This window comes from Acidimicrobiales bacterium (genome assembly GCA_036491125.1).
GTDB lineage: Bacteria > Actinomycetota > Acidimicrobiia > Acidimicrobiales > AC-9 > AC-9.
The window spans coordinates 1-3,105 of sequence record DASXCO010000081.1 but is presented as its reverse complement, the minus strand read 5'-3'; the positions used below and the strand labels follow the sequence as shown (position 1 = coordinate 3,105).

General features: G+C 67.8%; 3 protein-coding genes. All 3 read left to right on the top strand.

What is annotated here, in order from left to right:
• The coding region (locus tag VGF64_07050) for an aldehyde dehydrogenase (protein HEY1634498.1) at positions 1-1,376 on the top strand (1,376 nt) is incomplete at its 5' end.
• A 255-nt stretch (positions 1,377-1,631) separates the two neighbouring features.
• Positions 1,632-2,258, top strand: a complete 627-nt coding sequence (locus VGF64_07045; GenBank protein HEY1634497.1) for a DUF4389 domain-containing protein — start codon at positions 1,632-1,634, stop codon at positions 2,256-2,258.
• Positions 2,259-2,317: 59 nt separating this feature from the next.
• Positions 2,318-3,088 carry an SDR family NAD(P)-dependent oxidoreductase gene (locus VGF64_07040; GenBank protein HEY1634496.1) on the top strand — a complete coding sequence of 257 codons (771 nt, stop codon included), beginning with the start codon at positions 2,318-2,320 and terminating at the stop codon, positions 3,086-3,088.
• Positions 3,089-3,105: the final 17 nt, after the last annotated feature.

The following is a 3,105-nucleotide window of genomic DNA, read 5'->3' as shown; positions in this document are numbered from 1 at the left end:
GCACCGAGGAGCCGATCGGGACCGTGCCGGCCTCGACCGAGGCCGACATCGACGCCGCCGTGGCCGCCGCCCGCCGGGCGTTCGACTCCGGGCCCTGGCCCCACACGAGCCCGGCCGAACGGGCCGACCTGCTGGCTGGCGTCTCGGCGACCATCCAGGCCCGCAGTGAAGAGATCGCCCGCACGATCACCGAGCAGAACGGCTCGCCCATCTCCTGGTCGCTGCTGGGCCAGGTGTTCTCGGCCACCATGGTCCTGGACTACTACGTCGGGCTGGCACGCGAGATCCCCTTCGAGGAGGTGCGCGCCGGCGTGATGGGCCCCGCCCTGGTCCGCCGGGAGCCGGTCGGGGTGGTCGGGGCCATCGTGCCCTGGAACGTCCCTCTCTTCGTGGCCATGCTCAAGCTGGCGCCTGCTCTCGTAGCGGGGTGCACGGTCGTGCTCAAGCCGGCTCCGGAGACGCCACTCGACGCCAACGTGCTGGCCGAGATCCTGGCCGAGGCGGGGCTGCCGCCCGGCGTGGTGAACGTGGTGCCGGCGGGCCGGGAGGTCGGCGAGCATCTCGTCACCCACCCCGACGTCGACAAGATCGGCTTCACGGGTAGCACGGCGGCGGGCAAGCGCATCGCCGCCCTCTGTGGAGAGCGCCTCAAGCGCGTCACCCTCGAGCTGGGCGGCAAGTCGGCGGCGATAGTGCTGCCCGACGCCAATATCGACGAGGTGGCCGCCGGCCTCCTGCCCGCGTCGCTCATGAACAACGGCGAGGCGTGCGTGGCCCAGACGCGGATCCTGGCTCCCCGCGACCAGTACCAGCAGCTCGTCGAGCGGCTGTGCGAGCGCGTCGGCGCCATGGCCGTGGGCGACCCGCTCGATCCGGTGACGGAGATCGGTCCCCTGGTCACGTCGCGGCAGCGGGACCGGGTCGAGGGCTACATCGCCGCCGGCCAGGACGAGGGGGCCAAGGTCGCTCTGGGCGGCGGACGGCCGTCCGACCTGTCCAAGGGCTGGTACGTCGAGCCGACCATCTTCGTCGACGTCGACAACAGCATGAAGATCGCCCAGGAGGAGATCTTCGGACCGGTCCTGGCCATGATCCCCTACGGGGAGGTCGACGAGGCGGTGTCGATCGCGAACGACTCGAACTATGGGCTCTCGGGAAGCGTGTGGAGCGCGGACGTCGACCGGGGACTCGACATCGCCCGCCGGGTTCGCACCGGCACCTACACCGTGAACGGGTTCATGCTCGAGTTCGGTGCCCCGTTCGGTGGCTACAAGGAGTCGGGGATCGGTCGCGAGCTCGGGCCCGAGGGCCTCGCCGGGTACCTGGAGTACAAGTCGGTGAGCCTTCCCGCTGGCTGGACGCCGCCGGCCGGCTGATCACTCGCGGGGCGAAGCCCGCCGCTCATAGTGTCCGGCACTTCCGGCCTGGCGGCTGCCCGAGCTACGAGCGGGCCAAGGTCTTCCGCCGTAGCGGTTGAAGGTCACGCCTGAATCGCATCGATCGCTTGCTGCGTCGGCAGTCGCGCGTCCGAACCTGGACTGGTGCTTGGCCCGAGTGCTCATCCGTCCGATACTGGGGTCACTGGCGAAAAACGGTGGGCCAAACGCCCCTGACCCAGGAGGAAGGACATCGTGGACCCAGAGACGTTCAATCCCTACCCGGTCAACTTGTCGGTCGACTATGACCAAGCGGCGCGGAACCGTCTGACCGTCGGCTTTCGGATCTTCACGACCTTGCCCATCTTGGTGGTGCTCTCGTTGCTGGGCAGTGGTCAGATCAACAGCGGATATGGCTGGAGCTTCGGTGCCGGCGGAGTCATCTTCCTGCCCACCCTGCTCATGGTGCTCTTCCGGCGCAAGTACCCGGGTTGGTGGTTCGACTTCAACCTCAACATCGTCCGGTTCGGCAACCGGGTTTTCGCGTACCTTCTCATCCTGCGAGACGAGTACCCCTCGACCGACGAGGAGCAGGCGGTGCACATCGAGCTCCCTGACCCACAGGGCGGCGCGGAGCTCAACAGATGGCTCCCCTTGGTGAAGTGGTTCCTCGCCATCCCGCACTACGTCGTGCTCTTCTTCCTGTACATAGCCGGCGCCGTCATCAGCGTGATCGGCTGGTTCGTCGTGCTGTTCACCGGCCGCTATCCCCGCTCGTTTCATGACTTCGTCGTCGGCCTGATGCGCTGGTCGATCCGGGTTCAGGCCTACTCGGTGGTGCTCGTCACGGACCGTTATCCACCCTTCCAGCTCGGACCTTGAGCCGCGGTTGGCTGGGCGGCGTAGTGGGATGAATCCGAACCACCAAGAGGAGCCCTCCGATGGCTCGAATACTCGTGACCGGCTCGACAGATGGCCTCGGTCTGATGGCAGGCCGCCTACTGGTCGCGGACGGCCACGAAGTCACCCTGCACGCCCGCAACGACACAGGAGCCATCGACGCCAGAGACGAGTTGCCTGAAGCGGGGGACGCGGTCATCGGCGATCTGTCGAGCATCTCGGGCATGAGGCAGGTCGCCGCCCAGGCCAATGCGCTCGGCAGGTATGACGCGGTCATCCACAACGCCGGCATTGGATACCGAGAACCGAGGCGGATCGAGACGGTCGACGGCCTCTCCCACGTGTTCGCCATCAACGTGCTCGCGCCGTACCTCCTGACGGCGCTGATGACACGGCCGGATCGGCTCGTCTATCTGAGCTCCGGCATGCATCGGGGCGGCGATCCCGATCTCTCGGACCTCCAGTGGGAGCGGCGCCCCTGGAGCGGGTCACAGGCGTATTCGGACTCCAAGCTGTTCGACATCGTCTTGGCATTCGCGGTGGCGCGACACTGGCCGGACGTGCTCTCCAACGCCCTGGAGCCGGGCTGGGTGCCAACGAAGATGGGCGGCCCCGGCGCTCCCGACGACCTGGCCTTGGCCCCGGTGACCCAGGTCTGGCTCGCGACGAGCGACGACGCGGCGGCCACGGTGACGGGGCGCTACTTCTATCACCAACGTCCACGCGAGACGCACCCAGCGGCGAGCAGCCTCGAGGTGCAGGAAGGACTGCTGGCGACGTGCGCAGCGCTCACCGGGGACGAACTTCGGTGACCCGCGAGCGCTGGTAA